The organism is Cohnella herbarum, from assembly GCF_012849095.1.
GTDB lineage: Bacteria > Bacillota > Bacilli > Paenibacillales > Paenibacillaceae > Cohnella > Cohnella herbarum.
In genome coordinates this window covers 777,197-801,681 of sequence record NZ_CP051680.1, presented here as the reverse complement: position 1 = coordinate 801,681, position 24,485 = coordinate 777,197, and the positions used below count along the sequence as shown (strand labels likewise).

33 protein-coding genes are annotated in these 24,485 nt (G+C 51.8%); 6 read left to right on the top strand and 27 right to left on the bottom strand.

Features of this window, described 5'->3' with window-relative positions:
• Positions 1 to 69: 69 nt before the first annotated feature.
• The 14 genes from HH215_RS03265 to HH215_RS03200 all read right to left on the bottom strand — a co-directional run bounded on the left by HH215_RS03265 (position 70) and on the right by HH215_RS03200 (position 10,278).
• Positions 70 to 300 (bottom strand): DUF2273 domain-containing protein, encoded by a 231-nt coding sequence (locus HH215_RS03265; RefSeq protein WP_169278596.1) that lies wholly within the window; start codon positions 298 to 300, stop codon positions 70 to 72.
• A gap of 15 nt (positions 301 to 315) precedes the next feature.
• Positions 316 to 879, bottom strand: coding sequence for an alkaline shock response membrane anchor protein AmaP (amaP, locus tag HH215_RS03260; RefSeq protein WP_169278595.1), 564 nt, complete (start codon positions 877 to 879; stop codon positions 316 to 318).
• A 621-nt stretch (positions 880 to 1,500) separates the two neighbouring features.
• Positions 1,501 to 1,908, bottom strand: coding sequence for an Asp23/Gls24 family envelope stress response protein (locus tag HH215_RS03255; RefSeq protein WP_169278594.1), 408 nt, complete (start codon positions 1,906 to 1,908; stop codon positions 1,501 to 1,503).
• Positions 1,909 to 2,027: 119 nt separating this feature from the next.
• Positions 2,028 to 3,407 carry an acetyl-CoA carboxylase biotin carboxylase subunit gene (gene accC, locus HH215_RS03250; protein ID WP_169278593.1) on the bottom strand — a complete coding sequence of 460 codons (1,380 nt, stop codon included), beginning with the start codon at positions 3,405 to 3,407 and terminating at the stop codon, positions 2,028 to 2,030.
• 19 nt (positions 3,408 to 3,426) lie between these two features.
• Positions 3,427 to 3,915, bottom strand: coding sequence for an acetyl-CoA carboxylase biotin carboxyl carrier protein (accB, locus tag HH215_RS03245; RefSeq protein ID WP_169278592.1), 489 nt, complete (start codon positions 3,913 to 3,915; stop codon positions 3,427 to 3,429).
• A gap of 213 nt (positions 3,916 to 4,128) precedes the next feature.
• Entirely contained in the window at positions 4,129 to 4,818 is a 690-nt protein-coding gene (locus HH215_RS03240) for a SpoIIIAH-like family protein (RefSeq protein ID WP_169278591.1), read from the bottom strand.
• A gap of 40 nt (positions 4,819 to 4,858) precedes the next feature.
• Entirely contained in the window at positions 4,859 to 5,506 is a 648-nt protein-coding gene (spoIIIAG, locus tag HH215_RS03235; RefSeq protein WP_169278590.1) for a stage III sporulation protein AG, read from the bottom strand.
• A 33-nt stretch (positions 5,507 to 5,539) separates the two neighbouring features.
• Complete coding sequence (gene spoIIIAF / locus HH215_RS03230; protein ID WP_169278589.1) at positions 5,540 to 6,298, bottom strand: stage III sporulation protein AF; 759 nt, start codon at positions 6,296 to 6,298, stop codon at positions 5,540 to 5,542.
• A gap of 19 nt (positions 6,299 to 6,317) precedes the next feature.
• Positions 6,318 to 7,586 (bottom strand): stage III sporulation protein AE, encoded by a 1,269-nt coding sequence (gene spoIIIAE, locus HH215_RS03225; protein ID WP_254450352.1) that lies wholly within the window; start codon positions 7,584 to 7,586, stop codon positions 6,318 to 6,320.
• A gap of 24 nt (positions 7,587 to 7,610) precedes the next feature.
• Positions 7,611 to 8,000 (bottom strand): stage III sporulation protein AD, encoded by a 390-nt coding sequence (gene spoIIIAD / locus HH215_RS03220; RefSeq protein WP_169278588.1) that lies wholly within the window; start codon positions 7,998 to 8,000, stop codon positions 7,611 to 7,613.
• A 10-nt stretch (positions 8,001 to 8,010) separates the two neighbouring features.
• Positions 8,011 to 8,214 (bottom strand): stage III sporulation protein AC, encoded by a 204-nt coding sequence (gene spoIIIAC / locus HH215_RS03215; RefSeq protein ID WP_094050916.1) that lies wholly within the window; start codon positions 8,212 to 8,214, stop codon positions 8,011 to 8,013.
• Positions 8,215 to 8,246: 32 nt separating this feature from the next.
• Positions 8,247 to 8,774, bottom strand: coding sequence for a stage III sporulation protein SpoIIIAB (gene spoIIIAB, locus HH215_RS03210; RefSeq protein WP_169284198.1), 528 nt, complete (start codon positions 8,772 to 8,774; stop codon positions 8,247 to 8,249).
• On the bottom strand, positions 8,767 to 9,906 hold the full coding sequence (spoIIIAA, locus tag HH215_RS03205; protein ID WP_254450351.1) for a stage III sporulation protein AA: 1,140 nt from the start codon (positions 9,904 to 9,906) through the stop codon (positions 8,767 to 8,769). Before spoIIIAA ends, spoIIIAB begins: the two co-directional genes overlap by 8 nt.
• Before the next feature lie 108 nt (positions 9,907 to 10,014).
• Positions 10,015 to 10,278 carry a YqhV family protein gene (locus HH215_RS03200; protein ID WP_169278587.1) on the bottom strand — a complete coding sequence of 88 codons (264 nt, stop codon included), beginning with the start codon at positions 10,276 to 10,278 and terminating at the stop codon, positions 10,015 to 10,017.
• Between the two features lie 226 nt (positions 10,279 to 10,504).
• Here HH215_RS03200 and comA point away from each other — a divergent pair, with 226 nt between their 5' ends.
• From comA to HH215_RS03185, 3 genes are all read left to right on the top strand, one after another.
• Positions 10,505 to 11,329, top strand: a complete 825-nt coding sequence (gene comA / locus HH215_RS03195; protein WP_169278586.1) for a phosphosulfolactate synthase — start codon at positions 10,505 to 10,507, stop codon at positions 11,327 to 11,329.
• Between the two features lie 95 nt (positions 11,330 to 11,424).
• Positions 11,425 to 11,883 (top strand): DUF441 domain-containing protein, encoded by a 459-nt coding sequence (locus tag HH215_RS03190; protein WP_169278585.1) that lies wholly within the window; start codon positions 11,425 to 11,427, stop codon positions 11,881 to 11,883.
• On the top strand, positions 11,873 to 12,376 hold the full coding sequence (locus HH215_RS03185; protein WP_169278584.1) for a hypothetical protein: 504 nt from the start codon (positions 11,873 to 11,875) through the stop codon (positions 12,374 to 12,376). The genes HH215_RS03190 and HH215_RS03185 overlap by 11 nt, the downstream gene beginning before the upstream one ends.
• On the opposite strand, the gene HH215_RS03180 is transcribed toward HH215_RS03185, so the two are convergent.
• The 5 genes from HH215_RS03180 to HH215_RS03160 all read right to left on the bottom strand — a co-directional run bounded on the left by HH215_RS03180 (position 12,373) and on the right by HH215_RS03160 (position 16,697).
• Complete coding sequence (locus tag HH215_RS03180; protein ID WP_169278583.1) at positions 12,373 to 13,626, bottom strand: aspartate kinase; 1,254 nt, start codon at positions 13,624 to 13,626, stop codon at positions 12,373 to 12,375. The two genes, HH215_RS03185 and HH215_RS03180, sit on opposite strands and share 4 nt — an antisense overlap.
• 135 nt (positions 13,627 to 13,761) lie before the next feature.
• Complete coding sequence (gene efp, locus HH215_RS03175) at positions 13,762 to 14,319, bottom strand: elongation factor P (protein ID WP_169278582.1); 558 nt, start codon at positions 14,317 to 14,319, stop codon at positions 13,762 to 13,764.
• Positions 14,320 to 14,354: 35 nt separating this feature from the next.
• Complete coding sequence (locus HH215_RS03170; protein ID WP_169278581.1) at positions 14,355 to 15,428, bottom strand: M24 family metallopeptidase; 1,074 nt, start codon at positions 15,426 to 15,428, stop codon at positions 14,355 to 14,357.
• 64 nt (positions 15,429 to 15,492) lie between these two features.
• Complete coding sequence (gene aroQ / locus HH215_RS03165) at positions 15,493 to 15,930, bottom strand: type II 3-dehydroquinate dehydratase (RefSeq protein WP_169278580.1); 438 nt, start codon at positions 15,928 to 15,930, stop codon at positions 15,493 to 15,495.
• A 176-nt stretch (positions 15,931 to 16,106) separates the two neighbouring features.
• Positions 16,107 to 16,697 (bottom strand): YqhR family membrane protein, encoded by a 591-nt coding sequence (locus tag HH215_RS03160; RefSeq protein WP_169278579.1) that lies wholly within the window; start codon positions 16,695 to 16,697, stop codon positions 16,107 to 16,109.
• Between the two features lie 187 nt (positions 16,698 to 16,884).
• On the opposite strand from HH215_RS03160, the gene HH215_RS03155 reads away from it, so the two are divergent.
• Together HH215_RS03155 and HH215_RS03150 are read left to right on the top strand one after the other, a co-directional pair.
• Positions 16,885 to 17,841 (top strand): DUF1385 domain-containing protein, encoded by a 957-nt coding sequence (locus tag HH215_RS03155; RefSeq protein ID WP_169278578.1) that lies wholly within the window; start codon positions 16,885 to 16,887, stop codon positions 17,839 to 17,841.
• 70 nt (positions 17,842 to 17,911) lie between these two features.
• The gene (locus HH215_RS03150; RefSeq protein WP_169278577.1) at positions 17,912 to 18,223 is read left to right on the top strand and encodes a hypothetical protein; all 312 of its coding nucleotides are present in this window, start codon (positions 17,912 to 17,914) and stop codon (positions 18,221 to 18,223) included.
• 61 nt (positions 18,224 to 18,284) lie between these two features.
• On the opposite strand, the gene HH215_RS03145 is transcribed toward HH215_RS03150, so the two are convergent.
• From HH215_RS03145 to mntR, 5 genes are all read right to left on the bottom strand, one after another.
• On the bottom strand, positions 18,285 to 18,704 hold the full coding sequence (locus tag HH215_RS03145) for a DUF1801 domain-containing protein (protein WP_217362272.1): 420 nt from the start codon (positions 18,702 to 18,704) through the stop codon (positions 18,285 to 18,287).
• Positions 18,705 to 18,758: 54 nt separating this feature from the next.
• Complete coding sequence (locus tag HH215_RS36945; RefSeq protein WP_375140484.1) at positions 18,759 to 18,917, bottom strand: WYL domain-containing protein; 159 nt, start codon at positions 18,915 to 18,917, stop codon at positions 18,759 to 18,761.
• The gene (locus HH215_RS03140; RefSeq protein WP_169278575.1) at positions 18,905 to 19,210 is read right to left on the bottom strand and encodes a hypothetical protein; all 306 of its coding nucleotides are present in this window, start codon (positions 19,208 to 19,210) and stop codon (positions 18,905 to 18,907) included. Before HH215_RS03140 ends, HH215_RS36945 begins: the two co-directional genes overlap by 13 nt.
• 176 nt (positions 19,211 to 19,386) lie before the next feature.
• The gene (locus HH215_RS03135; protein ID WP_169278574.1) at positions 19,387 to 20,349 is read right to left on the bottom strand and encodes a patatin-like phospholipase family protein; all 963 of its coding nucleotides are present in this window, start codon (positions 20,347 to 20,349) and stop codon (positions 19,387 to 19,389) included.
• A gap of 170 nt (positions 20,350 to 20,519) precedes the next feature.
• Positions 20,520 to 20,942, bottom strand: coding sequence for a transcriptional regulator MntR (mntR, locus tag HH215_RS03130; RefSeq protein ID WP_169278573.1), 423 nt, complete (start codon positions 20,940 to 20,942; stop codon positions 20,520 to 20,522).
• Positions 20,943 to 21,093: 151 nt separating this feature from the next.
• Here mntR and splB point away from each other — a divergent pair, with 151 nt between their 5' ends.
• On the top strand, positions 21,094 to 22,164 hold the full coding sequence (splB, locus tag HH215_RS03125) for a spore photoproduct lyase (RefSeq protein ID WP_169278572.1): 1,071 nt from the start codon (positions 21,094 to 21,096) through the stop codon (positions 22,162 to 22,164).
• Positions 22,165 to 22,167: 3 nt separating this feature from the next.
• Here splB and HH215_RS03120 read toward each other — a convergent pair whose 3' ends face one another.
• From HH215_RS03120 to HH215_RS03110, 3 genes are read right to left on the bottom strand one after another with little or no spacing between them, the layout of a single operon-like run.
• Positions 22,168 to 22,875: a cytochrome c biogenesis CcdA family protein gene (locus tag HH215_RS03120; RefSeq protein WP_169278571.1), complete on the bottom strand. Its 708-nt coding sequence runs from the start codon at positions 22,873 to 22,875 to the stop codon at positions 22,168 to 22,170.
• A gap of 19 nt (positions 22,876 to 22,894) precedes the next feature.
• Positions 22,895 to 23,698, bottom strand: a complete 804-nt coding sequence (locus HH215_RS03115) for a metal ABC transporter permease (protein ID WP_169278570.1) — start codon at positions 23,696 to 23,698, stop codon at positions 22,895 to 22,897.
• Between the two features lie 6 nt (positions 23,699 to 23,704).
• Positions 23,705 to 24,475, bottom strand: coding sequence for a metal ABC transporter ATP-binding protein (locus tag HH215_RS03110; RefSeq protein WP_169278569.1), 771 nt, complete (start codon positions 24,473 to 24,475; stop codon positions 23,705 to 23,707).
• Positions 24,476 to 24,485 lie beyond the last annotated feature (10 nt).

Sequence of the window (24,485 nt, the reverse complement as noted above, 5' to 3'; positions counted from 1 at the left end):
TTCCATCGGAAACTGCGGAGCCTGGCTTGCGCTCCGCCGTCCCTGCCTGGGCAAGAACATTCACAGGGATTATCGTGACCAAGGCCAACGGTCGGCGACCCAATCCGTCAATTTCTCGAACGGTAAGATCGGCCCGCGCCGTTCATCCTTATGTTTTCCAATCCAATAACCGATGCCAATGAGCAAAGCGCAGAAGAGCATATCCCAGAAACCGCTAAACAAATAAATGATGCCGAACAGTAGACCTGCCGCAATCCCCGAGATTCTTCCCCCGTAGGATTCCCACCAGACTTTCCACATAGGCGGTTCTCCCCCCTATTCTACACGGCTCTTAAAAGTAGTTGGCGCTTGAGTCACGTTCGCGATGAATACGGAAACTTCCGCGACCGGAATACCCGTCGCCTCTTCGATCTGCTGAGATACCGTGCGCTGCATCTCTTCGGACATCGTCGGAATGGAGCCTTCTCCGTCTACGAATGCCCTGATCAGAATACCCAGTCCCGCTTCGGATACTCTGACTCTAGCGCGCAAGTCTTTAACGCCGCGCGTCCGGGAAGCGGCTTTAAGCGCCAGATTCTCGACCGTTTCAACCGAAATCCGAATGTCGCCGTGCTCCGTCCGCTGATTGATGGAAGGAGCGGAGTTGCTGTCGCGCCGGACGGAGACCACCAGGAATCTTACGCTGATCAGCAACAGGATGACCGCAACGCCGATGACGGAACCTTGTACTGCGCGTACGTCGCCGGTAAAGTCGGATACGACTTCTTTCAGCCAACTTTCCGAAAATCCGCCGCTAGCGGCGGCGATGGCAACAACCGCAACGATCCCTATTGCCAAGCTATAAAAGAATAGAAGCAGCCTGTCCAATACTTTAATCAACGTAAGAGCCTCCCTGTTCCCTTTTAAAGGTAGTTCGAAAAGTCATCTTTTGATCACGAGGTGAAGCAAGAAGCGGATTCGACATCGAATCTTGAATTCAGCCGGGCCTTCCGGTGCTCACGTAGGTTTTCCCTACGCTCCGCTCCTCTTTCCCTAGCTTCATCCAACCTTCTCGGTGCTGAAAACCTGACTTTTCGAACTTCATTTGAAGAGGTAGTTCGAAAAGTCATCTTTTGATCACGAGGTGAAGCAAGAAGCGGATTCGACATCGAATCTTGAATTCAGCCGGGCCTTCCGGTGCTCACGTAGGTTTTCCCTACGCTCCGCTCCTCTTTCCCTAGCTTCATCCAACCTTCTCGGTGCTGAAAACCTGACTTTTCGAACTTCATTTGAAGAGGTAGTTCGAAAAGTCATCTTTTGATCACGAGGTGAAGCAAGAAGCGGATTCGACATCGAATCTTGAATTCAGCCGGGCCTTCCGTGCACCTGTCTTAAATTGTACTCCATGAGTGCGAAAAAGGCCTCTGCGAGAGTTCCCTGAAGGAAATTCTCGTCAGAGGGCCGTCATCCGCAGACCGGAGGTTGTGCCGTTTGCCGCAAAAATCAGGTAGCGGTTACGACTTATCGGACACGTACATGGGATTCATCTTCTTCGGGCTTATCGGCCGTTTTGAAGTGAACGTCGTGAATATGTACGTTAACTTCTACTACATTCAGTCCGGTCATCGTCTCTATCGAGCGTTTGACATTACGTTGAATTTCGGATGAAATTTCCGGTATCCGGCGTCCGTATTGCACAATGATCGATACATCGACAGCCGCTTCGCGCTGACCGACTTCTACCTTCACGCCCTTCGACATGTTCTTGCGACCCAACATCTCGGCGATACCGGATGATAGTCCGCCGCTCATGCCCGCAACGCCTTCTACTTCTACCGTCGCTAGTCCGGCGATCACTTCGATAACTTCCGGAGCGATCTCAATGGTGCCCATGTCCGTCCGTTCGTAATCAGGGACAATCGTTTCCATGCGTAGTTCCACCTCCACATGCTCGGCACAAATCTAAGTAAGTCCGAGCATTCGCCTTCACTACTTATAAATATAGCATTCCCGGATTATTATGACAAACGCTTGGCCAGAAATAAATTCTAGAATCCATTTTCGGACGAAACTTCGCTATCCCCGTTGATGTCATGCTCTTCCAAAAACTTAATATCGAAAGTACCTTTGTTAAAGATCGGATGATTCATAAGCTTCAAATGGAAAGGGATCGTCGTCTTTACCCCGTCCACCATGAATTCGCTTAGCGCCCGTCTCGTTCTGGCAATCGCTTCTTCCCGAGTCGGCGCCCAAACGATCAGCTTGGCGATCATCGAATCGTAATGCGGTGAAATCACGTACTGCGGATAAGCGGCGCTATCCACGCGCACTCCGGGACCGCCCGGCGGCAAGTAGAAGCCGATGCGTCCGGCGGATGGCATGAAATTGCGCTCCGAATCTTCCGCGTTAATCCGGCATTCGATTGCCCAACCGTTGATCTTCACGTCTTCCTGCTTAAAGGAAAGCGGGGCACCTTCGGCGATGGCGATCATTTCTTTGATTAGATCGATACCCGTAATCATTTCCGTCACGGGATGCTCCACCTGAATACGGGTGTTCATCTCCATGAAGTAAAATTGGCCGTCCGGCCCGAGCAAATATTCGATCGTTCCCGCCCCGGAATAGTTCACCGCGCGGGCGGCTCTAACGGAAGCTTGGCCCATCCGATCGCGCAGTTCGGGCGTCATAATCGGGCAAGGCGCTTCCTCGACCAATTTCTGACGACGACGCTGCACGGAACAATCGCGCTCGCCGAGATGCGCCACGTTACCGTGTTTATCGGCGATGATTTGAATTTCGACGTGTTTCATTCCCGTCAGGAACTTCTCTAGATAGACGCCAGAATTGCCGAACGCCTTCTCCGCTTCTTGCTGCGCGGTCGTAATCTCGCGAACGAGCATTTCCTCGTTCTCCGCGATTCGGATACCGCGCCCGCCGCCGCCCGCCGTCGCTTTAATGATAACGGGGTAGCCGATCTCGCGGGCGACGCGAATCGCGTCGTCGAGATCTTCCAACAATCCGTCGGATCCGGGAATAACCGGAACGTCCGCATCCTTCATCGTTTGCTTGGCAACCGCTTTGTCTCCCATGCGGCTAATCGCAACAGACGAAGGACCGATAAACGCAATATTGCAAGTTTCGCAGATATCCGCGAAATCAGCATTTTCAGAAAGAAATCCGTAGCCCGGATGAATGGCGTCGCAATCCGTTAACGTTGCTACGCTCATAATGTTCGTTAAGTTCAAATAGCTATCCTTGGACGCCGTCGGTCCGATACAATACGCCTCGTCGGCCAAACGTACATGCAACGATTCACGGTCGGCTTCGGAATACACCGCCACCGCGGTAATTCCAAGTTCCCGGCACGCACGAATGATCCTCACCGCGATCTCGCCGCGGTTAGCAATCAAAATCTTATTAAATTTCAAGATGAAATCCTCCTCGGGATTATTCCGGCTTCACTAGGAATAGCGGTTGGCCGAATTCGACGAGCTGTCCGTTCTCCACGAGAATATCCACGATCTCGCCCTTCACTTCCGCTTCCAAAGGATTCATTAGCTTCATCGCCTCTAGAATACATACGACCGTTTTATCGGAAACTCGGTCGCCGATGTTCACGAATGAAGAAGCATCGGGCGATGGGGAACGATAGAAAGTGCCTACCATCGGTGATACGATGCGGTGAAGGTTGGAATCATCCGCAGCGACTGTTTTCGTTTCCGGTCCGGGTCCGTTAGCAACAACGGGTGCCTGAACGGTCGGCTGGCCTTGCGGCAGGTATGTATGAGAAAGGTGGGGCGTTTGCACGTTAACGACTTCCGTGCGTCCCGGTTTGCGAATCGACAGTCGCATTCCTTCGTTCTCAATTTCCAATTCGTGTACGGTTGTTTGGTCTACCAGTTTGATCAATTCTTTAATTTCGCTCAGCTTAAACATCTCGGTCACTCCTTGATTCGGGATTCCCCCGTCTAAAGAAAGCATGTTCGATCCCACAACGGAACTATTATACCATAATCGACCGAAATGGAAAGAGTTATGCCCTCAAAGGTAATCTCAGCGCGAATAGGGAACGGGGAGACTTCCGGAAAGTAGATTGGTCATCTACCTTCGGGATCGCCTCCCCGTTATGGCTCCTCACGTTCTTAGAACCTATTGTTGCACGTACTGTACGGTGACTCGTTCGGGAGATACGTCGAGCTCTTTCGTAGCCATGTCGATAATGTTGATGGCTTGCTTCTTCTCTAACTTCTCGCTAAGAACGATGACTTTGAAATTCGTGTCTTCCTCGGCGACGACCGCGTTCTCGTAGTCTTGCAGCAATTTTTCTTGCAGGCTAGTAATGCGGAGATCCGTTTCTTCCAAGCGGTTAAGCTCTTCGAACGCCGCGGATGCTTCTTCCGGGGTTGCCTTTGACGTTTTCGCGACGATCGCGGTAAGTTTCTCCGCCAGTTCGCTTGTTTTCGTCTGCTGCTCCAGTTGGATCTTGTCTAACAGTTCATTGCCTTTCGAGTTGTTGATCCCCTTAAGAACGGCTTCGTCTCCGGGTGAAAGACTTTCCGCGCCCGCCTCTTGCCCAGGGGACTCTTCGGAAGCGACTTCGCTTACCGTCCCATCCGCTTTCACTCCCGTCAGTTCATCCGTAAGGGAGTCGACTTGGGTGACGCTTATGCCTTCCGGATCGGCCGAAGAACTCACTTTGCCGTCATCGCCTAGTAGTTGCGATGCTTCCGTGCCGCTAGGCGTCGTAGGCGCATCTTCCGTAAATAGGTAATAGGCAGACAGGATTACCATTAAGCTAAGCATCGATACCAACCATATGGTTTGGCGTTTGTTGTTCATCTTTCCATTCCTCCCAAGATCGTATAATTTTGAATTCCAATCAAGTTTTACGCGGGACGACGGAAATCCGATGGATCGGAACGTCGACTCCGCGGGAAACCGCTTCGGCGATCAGCTTATGAACGGTAGCGTTCTCCGCGCCCTTCGCCACGATGAAGACGCCGCGGATTCTGGGCTTAAGCTTCTTAACGACAATCGGGGATTGATTACCCGACACTTCGTAGAGCACCACTTGGCCATCCTTCGAAATATCGGTAATGTGCCGTTTGGCTCCGTTGCGATCGGTTTCTTCGGTAATGGTCGACATCATCTTCTCGTTCAACTGGACGACCGTTTCCTCCGTCGAGTCGACCGTGACCAAGACGTCCACCGTCCCAACGCCGACCACTTTCTCCAATAAATCCTTCAGCCTTCCTTCGTACTCGGTTTCGATATCCGCGAAAGTCGTTCCCTTCTTCTCTTCGGTGCCCAAGAAGGTTTCCTGCTGCGGAATATCTTCGTCGCGAGGCGGGGAAAGATCCGGATCTTTCTGCGGATCCACTTGCTTGACGTTCATGAGGGAAGCCGCAAGCAACATGGCGGCGCCGATCAATCCGATCAGCACGAGCCACCGGAACGCTTTCACCCTGCGCGGTCCTCCCGAACCTCCGCCGATAAACGATTCCAGTTGCTGTAACCACTTTGCCATTTCGCACCACCCCCTTTAACCGTCTCATTTTCACTAGATCTCCGCAGGTTGTTTCACTTCGACGATACTAACCGGCAAGCCGTATCTACTGGAAATCAGAGCCGAGATGCGTAAGCGGGTTTCGCGGTCGGCCTGACTTTCCTTCTGAACCTCGGGTTGTTTCTCGCTAAGCGCTTGTTCGCCCGCCATGACCGGCTGAACCGTCCCCGTTTCCGTAGAGGTCGACCCTTTCGGTTCGCTAGGCCATCCTTCAACGTCGATGCGGATGTCTACCGGCTCGATCGGCTCAACCTCCCGAACCGAAGAAGAATCCGGCTGACCGGAAGATTCGGCTTGCAGCGGCTCGAGCATGACAACGACTTTGGCGACGGTCAATTCCCCGTCCGCCCCGCGTGCCAACTCGACGTCCACTTTCCGCACGCCCCGCTCCTCGCTTTGCTCCACTTCGTTCCGTATAGACGTTTCGAGCTTGGCGGACACCAGCTTCGCGGCTTGCACCTGCTGCTTATCGCGAAGCTTCGCTCCTTCTTCCTCGATCATGGCCAACTGGGTAGCCGCCCCTTGAGGAGACTTCTCCACCGTTGACAGCCCTTCGGCAAGTTTGCTGGTGAAGTCGCCTTTCATCCAATTCAAGATCGGCGTCGCCAGAGTCAACAGAATGAACAAACCGGCAACGAGCCGGACGTACCTTTGCATCGTACGGTTCGGGAGCAGCAGATCGATAAGCGCGGCGAGCAGGATAACCGCGATAATCTGGCGAAGCCAATTCGACAGCCCCTCCATTAAATCCATTGAGCGCCCACCTCCCTAGTCAGCGAATCATGAGAGCCGCGTTTCCCGCGGTCAATATGATCGTAACCGCTAAGAAGAACATCAAGCCGACCGAAGCCAGCGCCGCGAAAACGTAGATTAGCGTCTTGCCGATCGTTTGCAAGCAATGGACGATCGGCGTATCTCCGAGCGGCTGCATAACCGCCCCGGCGAGGTTGTAGATCAGGGCTAACGTCAATATTTTCAACGCGGGAAACGCGCAGAGGAATAACAAGACGATCACTCCGGTCAATCCGACCGCGTTCTTAACGAGCAAGCTGGCCGACATGACCGTATCCGTTGCGTCCGAGAACATTTTGCCGACGACGGGCACGAAATTTCCGGTTACGAACTTGGCTGTTCTAAGCGCGACTCCGTCCGTTACCGCACCGGTCGCCCCTTGAACCGACAACACGCCGAGAAACACCGTAAGCAAGATGCCGAGTATCCCGATCCCTACGTTGCGCAGCAGATTGGCGAGTTGGGTTACCTTATACCGATCGGTAATCGAGCTGACCAAATGCAACACCGCGGAGAAGAACAAGAGCGGAAATACGACCAAGTGCACGAAAGTTCCGACCGTATGGATCATGAACACGATAAGCGGATGAAGCACCGCAACCGAGGTGACCCCGCCCGTCCCCGCCAGCAGCGTCAAGAGCAACGGAACCATCGCGAGCATGAACTGCACCATTTTCTCGATGGCTTCTCCCGCATACGAGGTTGCCGTGCGAAAGCTGTTCACCGCGAGGATAATCAGAACCATATACGCGATTCCGTAGGCGACTTTGCTTACCGCATTCCGTTCGAACGCGTTCTGCATCGTTTCGAGCAGCATAGTGAACACCGTCAGCAGTACGATCGTGACCAGCAGCTTTCCGCTGTATAGCACCTCATGCAGGAAAAATTTCGCCAGTCCGACGAAGGCTTGGCTCGCGCTCCATTCCTGTCCCTGGGGGAACATCAGTTGCCGCAACTCGGGTAATTTCCCTTCCGGAAAATAACCTCCGTATTCTCCCTTCAGATCGTTCCAATATTTCTGGATTTGCCCAAGCTCGACGTCTTCGCTTTGTTGTTTGGCTATATTTCCGGCCGTATCGTCCGGCGAACCCGTTACTTGCTCTGCCGCCGCATGGTCGGAAGCTCCGGAAACTCCCGTTTCCGCGAACGCCCGGGACTCTCCAAAGCCGATCAAGAGCATGATCATGAACAGCAGGATGGCGAAAGGTAGAATGACGAAGCTTCTATTTAATCGTATCTGCCGAAGCATGTTCACCCTCCCGTCCCGCGTTCGTCAAGCCGGCAGCAAGTTCAGCACCGTTTCGACGATGACGCTGATGATGGGCACCGCCATGACCAGAATAAGCATTTTGCCGGCGAATTCGATTTTCGTTGCGATACTCTCAAGACCCGCGTCCCTCACGATTTGCGCCCCGAACTCCGCGATATAGGCAATTCCGATGATTTTCAGCATCGTCTTGAGATACACGCTCGGGATTCCCGAACGGTCCGCAAGCTCTTCCAACACGGAAATCACGTCATCGATCTTTCCCACGAACGCCAGGAATATCGCGACTCCGACGAACGCGGCCAACAGGTAAGCGAACATCGGTTTTTGTTCCCGGATGACAAGAATGAGCACGGTCGCTAGAAACCCGATACCGACGATCTGAAGGATGTCCACCCGTTTTCACCTACTGGAACAGGAAAATCGTTTTGATTTCCTGGAATAAATCGTTAAGCATGCGAACGACCATGAACAGTACGACCACGAATCCGATCAAAGTCACCCAATGCGCCATATCTTCTTTGCCCATCTGCTTCAACACCGTATGAATCATCGCCACGATGATGCCGATACCGGCGATTTGAAATATGGTGCTGATGTCGATGTTCATCGTTATGGCCTCCTTGACTCTATCCCCGCGCCTTATAACATCAAAATGACGACTAACGCGGCCCCTAGCATTCCCAAACTGCGACTTAGCTTCTCGTAACGGAACTGGTCGTCGCGAGCGGAAGCTTCTTCGGCCTGCAATTGAATCGCGGTCAGCCGAATATGCTTGAGTTGATCTTCCCGCCCGCTCCCTCCGAGCGTAGCGCCCAAGCGAAGTAAAGCCTCTTTCTCCGCTTTCTTCATCGCGGTCGCCTGCCATTGCCCGTTAACCGCACGCTCCCAACACTCCCGTACGGTTTCTCCGGATTCCAATGAATCCTCGGAAAGCGACTTCGCAATGGATGCGAATATTTCGGACAAAGGCCGAGGAACCAGCTTCGATATTCGCATTAACGCTTCCGGCAGATGGGTTTGACCGTAACTGATCTCCGTCTCCAGGCGTTGTAGCGCGTGGAGCAGTTCCCGGATCTGGCGAGGTCGAGCCGCGAAACGAGCCGCTTGCAGAAAACCGATCATCGTCCCGGCGAACAGAACGAGCAACACGCCGGCGAACTTAAGCATCGTCGTCACCGCTTGCCCCCCGGGCATCCGGAGAGCGAATAACCGGCATCGGTCTGGATTTAACGGTCACTTCGACGGAAGATGACGATGGGGATTTAACATTAGCGTAGTTGGACTCCCATGGCGCGTCCCGCGGAGTAGCCCCTATCGTTCGGCTATAACGCCGAGAGGATTCTTGCATCGCCTCTTCGGCCGTAACGATTCGGTGCTCCACCTTCTTACCCGATCGAGACAGAAAGACGTAGGCTCCGAACACTCCGTCCGCCGCGAGTTTAGCCAATACGGGTCTGGAGAAAACGTCCGCGATATCTTTGGCATGAGCGGTAGCCAATACTCTTACGCCTGCATGAATGGCTTCGTTAATGGCATCCGCGTCCTCCGGGCGCCCGATCTCGTCTACGACGATGATTTCCGGAGAAAGCGACCTTAACATCATCGTGATCCCTTCGGCTTTCGGACAAGCGTCCAGAACGTCGCAACGGGGACCGAGATCGAAAGTCGGAACGCCTCTCTCGCTGGCTGCGATTTCCGATCGTTCATCCACGACGCCGACTTTGCGGCTGTCCCAATCCTGCGCGGCGGGATGGTTCCATTCCCCCGAGCTCAGGCAACGGGCCAAATCCCGGATCAGCGTCGTTTTCCCTTGCTGCGGAGGCGAAACGATCAACGTATGGCGTATCGTTCTAGCTTTGAAATCTAGCAACCCGGGAAGCACCTGCGCGCCGAAACCGATGCGTGCCCGAGCGATACGCACGTTAAAACCTGCGATATCCCGCAGGTGAGATACGAGACCTTTGTCCAGAACCGTTCGCCCCGCAAGTCCGATGCGATGCCCTCCGGACACTGTGATGTATCCTCTGCGCAACTCTTCCTCCGCCGCATAGATCGAATGGTTGGTAACTCTCTCCAGCATCGCCCGGCTTAGTTCCCTGCCCGGAACGAAGGCTTCCTTGTGTTGCTCCGTTAACGTTCCGTCCTCGCGAACGAACGCGTAGCGGCTTCCGTAACTGATTTCTAGCGGCCGATTCTCGCGCAAGCGGATCTCTTCCAACGATTCCCTAGCAAATGCCGGCATTCGCTCCAGTACTAGACGCAAGGAAGTCGGGAACAGCTCCATTATAGGTTGCGGCAACTAGGCTCCCCCTTTCCGCCAGAAGTTGGTCTTTGCTGTTTCATATGTATGCTTGGACTGCCGGATTATGCCTGCTTGGCCGAACGCGACAGAGTAACGCCGATAAGGTCACTTTCTCAGAATGCCTATTAATAGACAGCCGACGCCTGCGAGAATCCATATAAACTTGGAGGGAGACAAGCTGTTCGCCAAACCGACCAGCCCGATCGTCGTCGTCGAGATCAGCACTAACGGCCCGACCAATGCCAGCATGGAGTTGACCGCCAATGCCTTCTGAACGTCATTCAAACGAATCATAATGATCGCCGCGATTAATTCGATGCTTCCGGACAGCACCCGAAGCATGGCCATGCTAAACGCTGCTTTATCCATAACCTGTCCTCCTCGATAGAACCTCGATACTAACTCTATGCGGATTCGCTATACAACTTGTCTCATCCGGCGGATAACTTTATGCGCGTGTTCAAAAAGTCGGGTTTTACGTATTTTGAACTCCTTCTCTGTGCGAATTCTCTTCATGGCAGATCACCTAACAATAGGCAAGTGCATATATTGGCTTGTAAAAATCCACCTTGTAAACTAACGAGGAGAGTTGAACATGGAAACAGCAACCCTTAAATCCATTTGGCCCGAAGGTCTATCGGACCCAAGCGGACGAAGGCAATCCAAGCCCCGCACGAAGGGCCGGACGATGATCATCGACAAAGGACTCGGACTACACGAGTTCACCGATTTACTAGCAACATCCGGTGAATTCATAGACATCGTTAAATTCGGTTTCGGCACGTCTCCCTTATATCCGATACCGGTTATCCGCAATAAAATCGAGCTGGCGATCAAACAAGGCATTACCGTCATGCCGGGAGGCACTCTTCTCGAAGCGGCGGTAAGATTGGATTTGGTTCCCGGTTTTTTCCGTCAAATTCTGGCGCTAGGATTCACCGGCGTCGAAGTGTCGGACGGCACGATCGAGATGAGCCGCAACTTGCGCGACGATCTCATCAAGGATGCTAGAAGCCTAGGTCTTAAAGTGTTCACCGAATATGGCAAGAAGCTGTTCGGCTCGCGGATCGACGCGCATGATTTCGCCGTTACGGCGGAACGGGATTGGGCTTGCGGAGCGGAGTTAGTGACCGTAGAGGCTAGGGAAACCGGGAAAGGCGTCGGTTTGTTCGACGAGCAAGGAGACTTCCGGGACGGGGAATTGTCTTATATCCGAAGCGTGATTCCGAATTTGGACCGGGTTCTATGGGAAGCGCCGCTCAAAGAGCAGCAGGTGTCGCTGATCAAAGCATTGGGACCCGACGTACATTTGGGCAACATCCCCGCTCACGAGGTCATTTCTTTGGAAACGATTCGCCGGGGATTACGTTCCGATACGTTCGAATTGCATCAGGTGCCTTATTACGATTACATGATTTGATTTCGATTTCGCCGCTCCGAGCGAGCCTCGCGTTCTAAATGCGAGGCTTGTTCCATATCGTGTACCATCTATCCAATCGGGAGCGTGTCGCCGTTATGTACGGAGAGCTGGTACTCGTCATATTGATCCTCATAGGCTTGATCGGAAGATCCTCCATAATCACGACCGCGGCCTGCGTCTTGCTGATCATCAAGCTTACCCACCTGGAGCGTTATCTCCCATCGATCGAAAGAAGAGGCATCGAGCTAGGTTTGCTCTTCCTGACGTTAGCCGTACTGGTCCCCTTCGCCTCTGGGCGGATCCAGCCCAAAGATATCGTCGTCGCTTTTACGGGTTGGACAGGCTGGGTTGCGCTTGCAGGCGGGGCGATCGGTGCCTATCTTAACAGCCGCGGGCTGGATACGTTGAAAATGGATCCCCAGCTCATCGTCGGCATCGTGATCGGTTCCATCGCCGGCGTAATTTTTCTGCGGGGCATCCCGGTCGGTCCGCTCATGGCGGCGGGGTTGACCGCCGTGATCATTAAAGCGGTTCAATTGCTGATTGGAAAATAGGGACGCTAGTTCCAAAAGTAACGCTGCGGCTTATATTTTGCGGGGATGCTACTGGGGGAAAAAAGAAATAAGCCTGCTGAGCAGGCTTATTTCTTTCTTCGGCGCCTATTATGGTGATTTAAGCCTGCTGAGCAGGCTTATTTCTTTTTTCGGCGCCTATTATGGCGATTTAAGCCTGCTGAGCAGGCTTATTTCATTCTTCGGCGCCTATTATTGTGATTTAAGCCTGCTGGGCAGGCTTATTTCTTTCTTCGGCGCCTATTATTGTGATTTAAGCCTGCTGAGCAGGCTTATTTCATTCTTCGGCGCCTATTATTGTGATTTAAGCCTGCTGAGCAGGCTTATTTCTTTCTTCGGCGCCTATTATGGTGATTTAAGGCTTATTTCTTTTTTCGGCGCCTATTATGGCGATTTAAGCCTGCTGAGCAGGCTTATTTCTTTTTTCGGCGCCTATTATGGCGATTTAAGCCTGCTGAGCAGGCTTAAATCTTAACGACGGTCTTGCGGGCCGCCAACGTAGGCGGTATCCGCCGTATCCAAACCGTACGCCGTGTGAAGCGCGCGTACGACGTCTTGCACGGGTTCGGCGGAAATCACGCAGGAAACCTTGATCTCGGAAGTGCTGACCATCTTGATGCTGACGCCTACGCTCGAGATCGCTTCGAACATTTTCGCGGCAACGCCCGGATTCGACACCATCCCCGCTCCTACGATCGAGACTTTCACCAAGCCTTCTTCGTAGGTCGCATCGCGATAAGGAACGTCGGATTTAATGCTCGCCAGAACGTCCAACGCGCGTTGGCGATCGGCTAAAGACACCGTAAACGAGAAGTCCGCTTTACCGTCTTGGACTCCGCTTTGAACGATAATATCGACATCGATGCCATGATTGGCCAAAGCCCCGAACATCTTAGCGAGAACGCCCGGCAAATCCTCTACGCCCAGCACGCTGATGCGGGCTACATTCTTATCAGAAGCAATTCCTCTAACGACTATGCCTTGTTCCATTTCCGCGTCCTCCCGCACCAACGTGCCTTCATTATTCGTAAAGCTCGAACGAACGACCAGGTTTACTTTATTATGCTTGGCGTATTCAACCGCGCGCGGATGAAGCACCGCCGCGCCTAGGTGAGCGAGCTCAAGCATTTCATCGTAGGAAATTTCGTTTAGTTTTCTAGCGCATTTCACGACTCGTGGATCCGTGGTGTAGATGCCGTCGACGTCCGTATAGATTTCGCACACGTCGGCCTTAATCGCAGCCGCCAACGCCACCGCGGTCGTATCGGAACCTCCGCGGCCAAGCGTCGTAATTTCTCCGGCTCCCGTCATCCCTTGGAAACCGGCCACGATTACGATGTTGCCTTGATCCAGCGAGGCAAATATTCGCTCTGGTGAAATATCGTTAATGCGCGCTTTGGCATGTATATCTTCGGTAACGATTCCCGCTTGCCAGCCGGTATACGATTTCGCTTCATGCCCAAGATTGTGGATGGCCATCGACAATAAAGCAACGGAAATTTGTTCGCCGGTCGTCAGCAGCATATCCATCTCCCTTGCGGGCGGATTCGCGTTAATCTCGTTTGCTTTGTCGATCAGATCATCCGTTGTATCTCCCATCGCCGACACGACGACGACGACCCGGTCTCCCTGCAGCTTTTTATCGATAATCCGCTGCGCCACGCGACCCATTCGCTCCGTTGTGCCGACGGAACTTCCGCCGAATTTCATAACGATCAATGACACCGGTAGTCACTCCCCAAGTCAACATTCTACTCCTACTCATACAGCAATATATTATAGCACAAGTGCAATGGCCCAAATATATAAAAAATCCCCGTTTTCGCAATATTTCGCGAACACGGGGATTCAAATCTCGGATTATGCGCGGGAAACGTATTTGCCTTCGCGCGTATCGATCGTCAAGACGTCGCCTTCGTTGATGAAGAGAGGAACTTGAACGGAGAAACCCGTCTCGAGCTTAGCGGATTTCGTAGCGCCCGTAGCCGTGCTTCCTTTGATTCCAGGTTCCGCTTCGACGACTTTAAGATCGACGCTGTTCGGAAGATTGATTCCGAGTATATCCCCTTGATAACTCGTAATATTAACGGTCATATTCTCGGTCAGGAAGTTAACTTCCCACTCCAGCTGCGCTTTAGTCAGCTCGAACTGATCATACGTTTCGTTATCCATGAACGTGTATTCGTTGCCCGAGTTATACAGGTATTGAACCCCGCGGTTCTCGACATGAGCGCGCACGACGTTCTCGCCCGCGCGGAACGTTTTCTCGACGACGTTGCCGTTGCGCAGATTCTTCAGCTTAGAGCGCACGAACGCGGCGCCTTTACCCGGTTTGACGTGCTGGAAATCGAGCACCGTATAGAGCCCGCCTTCTACTTCGATCGTTAAGCCTGTCTTAAATTCGTTTACGGAAATCACTTAAATACTCCTCCTGTAGAGACGTTGCTCCATGATTAGTCCAATACGATTAAATTTTTGGGCGAGCTTGTCAACACTCGAATACCCTTCTCGGTAATGACGACATCATCCTCGATTCTCACTCCGCCGAATCCGGGAAGATAGATACCGGGTTCGACCGTTACCGTCATTCCCGGGACTAGAACGATATCGCCTGTTAATGACAGCCGAGGCGCCTCATGAATTTCCATCCCGAGTCCGTGTCCCGTCCCATGGCCGAAATATTCACCATAACCATACCTTGTGATGATATCTCTCGTCAAGGCGTCACCTTGCTTGCCCGTCATTCCGGGGACAAGATGATCCAGGGCATATTGCTGTGCTTCTTTGACGATTTCGTAGATTTCGCGATGTTTATCGCTTGGCTTGCCGACGACGACGGTTCGCGTAATGTCCGAGCAGTATCCGTTATAGTATGCACCGTAATCTAGCTTAACGAATTCGTCGCGGCCGATGAGCCTATCGCTTGCGACCCCATGCGGCAACGCCGAACGTTCGCCGGATGCGACGATCGTCTCGAACGAAGAGCTCGTGGCGCCTTGGGAACGCATGAACACTTCCAGTTCAAGCGCGATGGACTTCTCGCTTACGCCAGGTTTGATATAGCCCAGAATGTGTTCGAACGCCTTATCCGCTAAGTCGGCGGCTTCCTGCATAATCGCCAGCTCGCTGTCTTCTTTGATCATCCTCAGCTTCTCTACGATTCCTTCCGAAGGCAACAGTTCAACCGGACTTAGCGTTTTCTCCATCGCCGTATAAGCGGCGTAAGTAACGTCCTGCTCTTCGATCAACAGCTTGTCGACGTTCCATTGTTTCAATAACTCCGCAACGGTCGAATGGACGGACGCCCCGTGCTCGACGATCTGGAACCCTTGAGCCTGCTGAGGGGCTTGCGCCTTATATCGGAAATCGGTTACGAGAGCCGCACGATCTGCAGTAATTAGGACGACTCCCGAAGAGCCCGTAAAGCCGGACAAATATCTACGGTTGACGGGATGAGTAACAAGAAGTGCGTTTCCTTCCGATTTGGCGATTAATTCGCGCAATCGTGTTACACGATTATTGGGCATTGGTTATTCCTCGCTTTCGCGTGAGACGGATGTTCCGCCCTCTAGTATGGTTTGTCTAGTTGTGTTAGCCTCGGATGTGGCGGCATAAAGCTTGCAAACCAAGCTCGTAACTATCCGGTCCGAATCCCGCGATCTGACCGATCGCAACCGCAGCCGTGACCGAAGTGTGCCTGAACGCTTCCCGCTTGTGGATATTCGAGAGATGCACCTCGACGGCCGGCAAACCGACGGCCGATAATCCGTCGCGCAATGCATAGCTCGTGTGAGTCAACGCTCCGGGATTAATAAGTATACCGTCATGCTTCCCATACGCCGCGTGAATTTCGTCTAATAACGAACCTTCGTGATTAGACTGGAAAAAATGTAATTCGGCGTCCAGCGTCTTGCCTAGCCTAATCAGCCTCTGTTCGATTTCCGCCAGCGTAACCGCCCCGTAAACTCCCGGCTCGCGAATCCCCAGCATATTCAAATTCGGTCCGTTAAGCACCAAGATACTAAGCATTTCCTATTCATTCCCCCCGCTCACGGCCGTGTAGCCTATACGATACCCGGTACATCCATGGCCGACTAAAGTTCATCAGACATTGTACCATATAAGGCAATGCTAGAAAAAGGGCGAACGCGGCCGTCTCCAGGGAAATGCAATAGACTTATATTAGCAACCGCCTCGACGATCGTTTAAACCGAAGCCTGCGGCGACCCCTTGGCCTGTTTCTTATTAGGCTCGCGTTCGGCTTCGTTGTGCAGTTCGAAAGAAATGCTGTACCCGATAAAAACTCCCCATGAGAGGAACAAACAGAAATCCGTCACGATACTGCTCCAACCGATTTGTTTGAGGAGCGGAACCGCTCCTATAATCGGTCCCAGCCATGCATAGACGATTCCCCACCATCCCGCGCCGAACAACACGCCCGGCCAATGCCCCTTTAATCGACCCAATATCAACAAGTATGCGAGCGCCGCGAGCACCGACATCAGAACGAACATCGCCAAACCGCCCGCTTGCCAGTAAAAACCTGTTAACCACCGCCTCGGGACAAAAGGATCCAACAGGAAGGCTTGCGTTACTTTCGTAAAATTCAAACCCGTTGCCAGCCACCGAACCAATCCCCAGATCAATCCGGCGAAAAATCCGATTTTCATGCTAAACAAAATGGGATGCGTAGGCGCTGGACTATTCTCTTTATTGCCGTTGTTTTTCGCGGTGTTCCTCTCGTTGCTTTTATCGTTGTTATTCTCGCGTTCGGCCGCATCGTTACCCGTTGTCATGCTCCCCATCCTTATACTCGTTTGGAAAAACTGCGGATTAGTATTCCCCAATGCCTGCGTACTAATCGCCGCGGTAGCGGTTCATTCCATTCCCTGTGGCTTTCTACCCTTCAATCTTGTAAAATAGATGTACTTGGGCGTATCAATGTCTTCACCCAGAGTTTCTAAGATAAGCAGGTGGTCAACGATGTCTGATCAATCAACCGCGGTTTACGGCGGACAGGCTGTAATAGAAGGCGTCATGTTCGCAGGGAAGAATGTTCATGTTACGGCGGTTCGCCGCAAAGACAAACAAATAACGTTCTTGGAAGTCCCCAAGAAACCGACACCTATTTTATCGGCAATCAAGAAAATCCCTTTTATTCGAGGAATCGTCGGTATCGTCGAATCCGCGGCGAAAGGCTCCCAGCATCTGACCTACTCCGCCGAAGCCTACGCGGAAGACGAATCGGGACCGGAAGAAGCGGCAAAGCCGAAAGAAAAGGACCGCTGGAATCTCACCATGATCTTAGGGGTAGCGCTCGTAGGTATACTTTCCTTCGTAGTAGGCAAACTAATTTTCACATTAGTGCCGGCATTCGTTGAAAGTTTGATCTTTGGCCAAGCCTTCGAGAATAAGATATTGCACAACCTGTTAGAAGGCGCTATCAAAATCGTTTTCCTGCTCGTCTATCTCTGGTTCATATCCCAAACTCCTCTCATCAAGCGATTGTTCCAGTACCATGGGGCCGAGCATAAAGTCATCAGCGCGTACGAAGCAGGTTCAGAATTAACCGTCGACGCCGTCCAGAAATTCAGCCGACTTCACTACAGATGCGGTAGCAGCTTCATCATCTTCACCGTACTCGTCGGCGTTATTATCTATTCTTTCTTCACATGGGACACGATGGGCGAAAGAATCATTCAGCGCATTATTCTGTTACCGGTCGTTCTCGGCGTATCCTACGAAGTGTTGAGATGGACGAACGCTCTCCGGGATATACCGGTACTGAAGTGGTTGGGAGCTCCGGGATTGTGGCTTCAACTGCTCACGACCAAAGAACCGAACGACGATCAAGTAGCCGTATCGATCGCGTCGTTCAACCGTATGAGAGAATTGGATCGTCAGATCAATCCGGCGATCGCTCTTGCCAAACAAGCTTAGATTTACCGCACGATAAAGATTCGCTTGGGGCGCGTTGCATAATTCGTCTCACAGGAGGAGGATGATGAGTATGAGAAACCGAATCCAACCTTGGTTTGCCGTCGTACTCGTATTCATGGCCATCGGTTTGGCTTCAAGATTGTTGCAAGGCTCCGTCGATTCTTGGCTGATTCCTCTAACCCTTGTCGCCATCGTATTCCTGCTGTATAAGTTTCCGCCATCCCGGTGGAAGAGCATTCCGAATCGCGGCCGCACTTCAGTTCGCGGCGCACGGCCAGATATACGACGAGCCGCCGCCAAACCCGACAAACGGCGCTCATCGCCGTTCACCGTCATTGAAGGACGCAAAAACAAAGACGACGAGCCGCCTCGCTACCATTAACAAAAACCGCTTCCGACGCAGGAGTGTATTCCTGTCGCGGAGGCGGTTTTTTTCTAATTAATCATATGCCCAGCATTGGAAGATGTTTTCGGGTATGGTAAGTGAGAGACAATAAAATGCATTGTTTTAATTCATCTACTGGTATTTCTTCGTTTTCATCGAACACAATCGCCCGATTGCCTTCATAGTTGAATTTTTCTCTATAAAGCTCCTTGAATGTGTCGACCAGCTTCGTATTGCAGTTAAAATACATTGCATATCGATGTGGGGTTGACTTTTTCCAGTCTATTCTGATTGTACTCCCCCTTTTTGCGATGTAACTAGGTTCACCCCATTTTAGTGTCTCTTCCACTGTATCAATGCCTGTTGTCTCTGCTGCAGTATCCAGAATTAATTGGCGAAGAAACAACAATTTCTTCTGAATGTGTTCCGGGTAATGGTCGAATACTGCTGCCACCTTCGTGTTGTCGATCGCCCGCAAACAGATCATTCCTTCCCTTATTTTTTCTTATCTAAGTATAAATCGGTCGGTAAGTCATGGGGGCGAAAACTTTGAGCTGATCTCCTCATGTCCACTTTTGAACAGCCGGAACTGTTCTTTCTCCAGACAGTAGGCTTTCAGGTACCATTGCTTTCCCTTGAGAATGAGAGTATGAGGGCTCGACAATACGGTGTGACATTTCACCTGCGGCATTTGGTATAGTTGAATCTCGTTATTTGACAGCTATCTACCGATTCCTCGAGCAACTGTAGTTTTGGTTGAAGCCATTCGTTGCCGGCCCAGGGCGAGAAGTCGATCAGCACGCGATTTGTCTTATGCAGGAATTGTTCGGAGTATGCGTGCGGGATTACGCTTTGAATCTTCTCCATCAGTTGCTGATGCTGATCTTTTTCGTATGAGGTGGAGATGCTGCGCAGGGCTGTGACGATGGCAGCGAGCTCATCATTGGTCAGCACATTGCTGTCTAAGCGGTAGCCATCCGCCAATCCGATGCCTCCGTTCGTTCCCTGGGGATAAGAGCCTTTCCAGTTTCATAATATGTACCCTCCATCACGATGGATCAGTGCGAAACCAAAACCATTTTAACATAAAAAAAAGACCCATCCTAAGAAGGGTTTCGTTGAGGGTTGGTGCGGTCAGTTGGATGGATCATGTAATTCTTTTACGGACTTTTCGATATCGATACTCGGAGAGTGCCAAGCTTGCGGTCCCAGCTACGGAAGAACTTCTCCCCTGCCGCGATTCCGGATTGATACAGCTCTAAGCTCTTTTGCGGGGTCAGATTAAATTGAGTCGTGCTTACCCCGAGAGTCGGGATCTTGATCGTGCGAATGGCATTATGCTTCTCGATGTACCGTTCATCATGGGCGCTTAGCATCGTTTCGAACATCGCTTGGAACATCGACACCGGTCCCGAGATCGGGTGAGGTTGAGTATCCGAGCGACCGACCATCTGAAAGCCGATGACGGGGATGCGCGACTCCGCCGGCACATTGTCCTCGAACAACCATAATGGAAAATTACTAAGAAGCCCTCCGTCAACGACGTATGAAAACTTCGTACGCACCGTATTTTTCTTGCGTTCCTTAGCCGGTTGCTTCAGGATAACCGGATCGAAAAAATAAGGTATGCTCGTACTCATTCGTATGGCCTTCGCAACCGGAAACGATTCCGGAGCGATTCCATAATGAACGATGTCTTGAGGCAATACGATCAATCTTCCGTTCGTAATATCCGAAGCGACGATTCTTAACTTGCCGTTCGGCAAATCCCCGAACGTCTTAATTCCCTTCTCCGCTAGAACGCTCGCGATCCACTGTTCTATTGCGTCTCCCGAATACAATCCTTTGCACAGCCATAACCTGACGGCCGGCCCGATCAATTTGATATCGAAAATCGGATTCCGTCGCAACAAAGTCTTGAAGGGCTTCTTCTCGATAATTTCCTTCATCTCTTCCGCTCGATACCCGGCTGCGATCAATGCAGCGATTATGCTTCCCGAGGAAGTGCCAGCGACCCGATTAAAAATAACGCCGCACTTTTCCGCCGCATATACAGCGCCTGTAAGCGATATCCCTTTCACGCCTCCGCCCTCGAACACCGCATTAACCGGAGTCGTCTGCATGGACAATCTCCTCCCGCCGTGCTTCTTGCCCGCGCCCACTTCGCTTCCATTCGCTCTCGATTAAATCCATATGCGCCGAATTTTCACTCTAACACAATTAAAAAAGCCGCTTATCCCGCGGAACATCCGCAGGAAAGCAGCTTTGGCATTGTAGCTATGTACTTTGCGACTCAGTCGTTATCCAGCTCGGCGCGTAATTTGCTTAATTCTTCGCCGCGGGAAGGATCCCGATTGAAATATTCGACTAACGTTTCGATGCACGTTATGGAATCCCAGCTTAGATGATGTTCGATTCCTTCAACGTCGCCGTAAATCTTATCTTCCTGGACTCCGATGATCTGCAGGAAGTTCTCCAGAAGCAGATGACGGTCTACGAGCCGTTTTCCCATCTTCTTCCCTTTGTTCGTTAAGACAAGGCCTCTGTATTTTTCGTAAATTAAATAGCTGTCCTTATCCAACTTCTGGATCATTTTCGTGACCGATGAAGGATGCACTTCCAGCCCCTCGGCGATATCTGAGACCCGGGCGTACCCTTTCTCTTCAATCAACCGATAGATCCGTTCCAAATAATCTTCCATGCTTGGGGTTGGCAACGCAAGTCCCCCTTTCCTCCAATATCATACACTGAGCCATAGGGGCTGAGCAAGTCCGAACTGTCGAAAAGAATCGGAGACGACCCGATATCGCATAATAGTTTGAACAATGCGGACTAAGCAGCCAATCATCCTAAGGAGGCAAAACCTGATGAGCAAAACTCCAATTGAATTGCCGACTCGCGCCGGGAAAGAAACCGCCTTATTCGTACCAGAGCTTGTTTACTTCGAGCCGTCTGCTCTGGACTACCCGAAAGGCCGGCGCATTCTCGATTGGGTCAAGGAACGAGGGCTCCCGTACCGAATGACGACCTCGCACAACCGGATTACGAATTTGCCGGGAGATTCGGAGCTTGAACAATATAAAATTTCCAAACGCACCCTTGTCGTCGGAATTAGGAAAACCTTAAAATTCGACACATCCAAGCCGTCCGCGGAATATGCGATGCCGCTCGCGACCGGGTGCATGGGACATTGCCATTATTGCTATTTACAAACGACGCTGGGAGCCAAGCCGTACATTCGAGTATACGTCAATATGGACGATATCCTTGATGCGACCAAAAAATACATCGAGGAACGTTCGCCCGAAATCACGCGATTCGAAGCCGCTTGTACGTCGGATCCTATCGGTCTCGAGCATCTCACGGGCTCCTTAGCCGACGCGATCACGTTCATGGCAGACCAGCCGCTCGGCCGTCTTCGCTTCGTGACGAAATTCCATCATGTGGATTCGCTGCTTCCGCTTAAGCATAATGGCAATACCCGCATTCGCTTCAGCGTTAACGCCGATTACGTCATTCGCAACTTCGAGCCCGCTACGTCCCGCTTTCACGAGAGAATCGAAGCCGCTGGCAAGATCGGCCGGGCAGGATATCCTTTAGGCTTCATCATCGCCCCCATCATCTGGTACGACGGCTGGGAGGAAGGTTACGCGGAGCTGTTGGAGAAACTATCGCAAGCACTCCCTCCCGATGCAACGCGCGATTTAACGTTCGAGCTCATTCAGCATCGGTTTACGAAGACGGCCAAAACGATAATCGAAAAAAGATATCCGAAAACGAAGCTCGAAATGGACGAAGCGAAGCGGAAGAAAAAATGGGGCCGCTGGGGACAGCACAAATACGTCTATCCCGACGAACAAGCGGAAGCGCTCCGCGAATTCATCACGGAGCGCATTTTCGAACATTTTCCGAACGCGAAGCTCGAATACTTCACCTAATGATTAACCGAGCCAAGCCGGCGTAATGGATTGCAAATAAATCGTGATCGAAGTCATCTTATCGGTAAAGAGAAGAATACCCATCAAGATCATGATCGCTCCGCCGATCTTCATCAGCAGGCTGGAATATTTCAAAATCCATCTCGTCGAGCCCAGGAAGAAGGCAAGCACGAAGAACGGAAGCGCAAATCCTAACGAATACGCGGTCGTGAGTCCCGCCCAAGTACCGGGATTACTGGCAGCCAGCAATAGGATAGAGCCTAGAATCGGGCCAACGCAAGGGGACCACCCCGCCGAGAAGCCTATTCCGAATACGAAGGAGCCCAAGTAACCGGCCGGTCTCCATTTCATATTCAGCTTACGCTCCTTCATGAGAAGATGCGGTTGGAATATCCCCATTAGAAAAAGTCCCATCAGTACGATGAAGATTGCCGATATTTTGCGGATCGTATCCTGATAGTCGCGGAAGACGTCGGCGAACACGTTGGCCCCATAGGCAAGCGCGAAAAAGACGACCGAAAATCCGAGAATAAAGAAAAAAGTATGGCTCATCGTCTTAAACCGCATGCTGCGGCTTGTATCGGTCTTGATCTGATTAACGGATACGCCGGTAATATAAGAAAGATAAGCAGGATAGAGCGGCAAGCAGCAAGGGGAGATGAAGGAAGCGAGCCCTGCAGCGAAGGCGATTCCCACGTTAACGTCTGCCAAATCGATGTCCTCCTACGGGCTAAGCCCGAATAATACGTTTCGTCATGATCGATACCGCCAGAATGCCGATCAACAGAAGCACGATCGTGCCTCCCGGAGCTAAATTCCAAACGCCGGCGAACCATAAGCCCGCCAGTACGGCGAGCTCGCCGATGATGACGACCAGAATGATCGCCGACTTGAAACTGCGCGACAACGCAAGGCTGCAAGCAGCCGGAATCGTCAGTAGCGCGGAGACTAGCAATGCGCCGACGATCTTGATCGAAGCGCTGATCACTAGCGCCGTCAAAATACTCAGCATAATGTTGAAATATTTGACCGGCAACCCGCTAACCGCCGCCGCATCCTCGTCAAAGGTGAGTAGGAAAAGCTCTTTCTTATGTATAAGCACCATTGTGAGAACAATGACGGTTACGGCGGCGATAACCAATAAATCCGTACGGTCAAGCGTATAAATACTGCCGAACATATACGAGGTTACATCTAAATTAAAGCCCTTTCCCATCGTAAACAGCAACGAAGCTAAGGCGATTCCTCCGGACATAATAATCGCGATCGATAATTCGGCATAAGTTCGATACATGCGGCGCAGCATTTCTATGGCGAACGACGCCAATATCGCGAACACTAACCCGACCGCCACAGGGTACACTTCAATCAAAAATCCGAGCGCGACCCCGGCGATGCTGACGTGAGCGAGCGTATCTCCGATCATCGCCAACCTTCTCAACACGAGAAACAGCCCCATGAGCGGAGCCGTCACCGCGATCAGAGCGCCCCCGATCAAAGCCCTCTGAAAAAATTCAGCCGTCAAAATATCCAAGCTTGTCTAACCTTCTTTCCGCAGGGAGTGCAGCAAATCCGTGCCTTCGCAATTTTCCAGATCGTGAGAATGACGGACGTAGAACGACAGCTTGCCGCTTCTTTCTTTCGGCTCCTGTCCCAAATAAGAACGTACCATATCCATGTCGTGGGAAACCATCAAGAACGTAATGTTGTGCCGTTGGTGCATGTGTTTGATCATGTGAAAAAAGTTCGTCTGCGTCTCGATATCGATTCCCGACAAAGGCTCGTCCAAAATAAGGAGCTTAGGATTATTGATCAGCGCACGAGCAAGAAAGACGCGTTGTTGCTGGCCGCCAGATAGCGCTCCGATTCTCTTATCGGCGAGGTCTTGGATTTTCAACGCTCCCAAGGCGTCCTCGCATCGGCCGGCATCTTCGCTCGATATTCTCCGGAACAGCTTCTTGCGGCCGTACAATCCGGATATAACGACTTCCCTGACCGTCGCGGGAAATAACGGGTTGAAATGGTTTCTTTGCGGAACGTAACCGATCAGGTTCCAATCTTTAAACCGTTCCGCCGGAGTCCCGAACAAAGAAATACTGCCGCTCTGAGGACGCGTTAATCCTACGATCATCCTCAGCAGCGTCGTCTTCCCGGCTCCGTTGGATCCGATTAAACCGACGAAATCCCGTTCCATGATCTTAAAGGAAACATCCGACAGGATGACTTGGGAGTCGAAGGAGAAAGACACTCCGTCCAGCCGGATGATCTCCTGATGGCATCCCGCCTGTTGCAAATCCGCGCTCGTGTTCATGGAGGGCCCT

Coding starts and splice junctions, on each gene's coding strand:
- HH215_RS03265 (WP_169278596.1), bottom strand. CDS start 300: ATGTGGAAAGTCTGGTGGGAATCCTACGGGGGAAGAATCTCGGGGATT.
- HH215_RS03255 (WP_169278594.1), bottom strand. CDS start 1,908: ATGGAAACGATTGTCCCTGATTACGAACGGACGGACATGGGCACCATT.
- accB (WP_169278592.1), bottom strand. CDS start 3,915: ATGTTTAAGCTGAGCGAAATTAAAGAATTGATCAAACTGGTAGACCAA.
- HH215_RS03240 (WP_169278591.1), bottom strand. CDS start 4,818: ATGAACAACAAACGCCAAACCATATGGTTGGTATCGATGCTTAGCTTA.
- spoIIIAG (WP_169278590.1), bottom strand. CDS start 5,506: ATGGCAAAGTGGTTACAGCAACTGGAATCGTTTATCGGCGGAGGTTCG.
- spoIIIAF (WP_169278589.1), bottom strand. CDS start 6,298: ATGGATTTAATGGAGGGGCTGTCGAATTGGCTTCGCCAGATTATCGCG.
- spoIIIAE (WP_254450352.1), bottom strand. CDS start 7,586: ATGCTTCGGCAGATACGATTAAATAGAAGCTTCGTCATTCTACCTTTC.
- spoIIIAC (WP_094050916.1), bottom strand. CDS start 8,214: ATGAACATCGACATCAGCACCATATTTCAAATCGCCGGTATCGGCATC.
- spoIIIAB (WP_169284198.1), bottom strand. CDS start 8,774: ATGCTTAAGTTCGCCGGCGTGTTGCTCGTTCTGTTCGCCGGGACGATG.
- HH215_RS03200 (WP_169278587.1), bottom strand. CDS start 10,278: ATGGATAAAGCAGCGTTTAGCATGGCCATGCTTCGGGTGCTGTCCGGA.
- comA (WP_169278586.1), top strand. CDS start 10,505: ATGGAAACAGCAACCCTTAAATCCATTTGGCCCGAAGGTCTATCGGAC.
- HH215_RS03190 (WP_169278585.1), top strand. CDS start 11,425: ATGTACGGAGAGCTGGTACTCGTCATATTGATCCTCATAGGCTTGATC.
- HH215_RS03170 (WP_169278581.1), bottom strand. CDS start 15,428: ATGCCCAATAATCGTGTAACACGATTGCGCGAATTAATCGCCAAATCG.
- aroQ (WP_169278580.1), bottom strand. CDS start 15,930: ATGCTTAGTATCTTGGTGCTTAACGGACCGAATTTGAATATGCTGGGG.
- HH215_RS03160 (WP_169278579.1), bottom strand. CDS start 16,697: ATGACAACGGGTAACGATGCGGCCGAACGCGAGAATAACAACGATAAA.
- HH215_RS03155 (WP_169278578.1), top strand. CDS start 16,885: ATGTCTGATCAATCAACCGCGGTTTACGGCGGACAGGCTGTAATAGAA.
- HH215_RS03150 (WP_169278577.1), top strand. CDS start 17,912: ATGAGAAACCGAATCCAACCTTGGTTTGCCGTCGTACTCGTATTCATG.
- HH215_RS36945 (WP_375140484.1), bottom strand. CDS start 18,917: ATGCCGCAGGTGAAATGTCACACCGTATTGTCGAGCCCTCATACTCTC.
- HH215_RS03135 (WP_169278574.1), bottom strand. CDS start 20,349: ATGCAGACGACTCCGGTTAATGCGGTGTTCGAGGGCGGAGGCGTGAAA.
- splB (WP_169278572.1), top strand. CDS start 21,094: ATGAGCAAAACTCCAATTGAATTGCCGACTCGCGCCGGGAAAGAAACC.
- HH215_RS03110 (WP_169278569.1), bottom strand. CDS start 24,475: ATGAACACGAGCGCGGATTTGCAACAGGCGGGATGCCATCAGGAGATC.